This window comes from Staphylococcus simiae, from assembly GCF_002902085.1.
Lineage (GTDB): Bacteria > Bacillota > Bacilli > Staphylococcales > Staphylococcaceae > Staphylococcus > Staphylococcus simiae.
Map to the genome: position 1 here is coordinate 1 of NZ_PPQR01000130.1, position 317 is coordinate 317.

The 317-nt window shown below is 45.1% G+C and carries 1 protein-coding gene; it reads right to left on the reverse strand.

The genetic code is table 11. The features are described 5' to 3' along the window. The coding region (locus tag CD113_RS11600) for an Ig-like domain-containing protein (RefSeq protein WP_240622783.1) at nt 1–317 on the reverse strand (317 nt) is incomplete at both ends.

Genomic DNA, 317 nt, shown 5'->3' on the forward strand with positions numbered 1-317 from the left:
TTACCATCTTCATCTGCTGTTCCTGTCGCTGTTGTACCGTCTGGGAACGTTACAGTTACGGTTGAGTTTGGTTCAGCTTTACCTGTAATGGTCTTATCTTCACTTGTCACTGGGTTCACCGTTGGTGCTGTCGGCGCTGTTGTATCCGTTACAACTGTACTTGACGGTTGTGATTCATTGCCTGCTTCATCGGTTGATGTTACTGGTAATGTTTCTCCACCTTTTAAGTCAACATTGGTTGGAATATCTACGACATAGTTACCATCTTCATCTGCTGTTCCTGTCGCTGTTGTACCGTCTGGGAACGTTACAGTTAC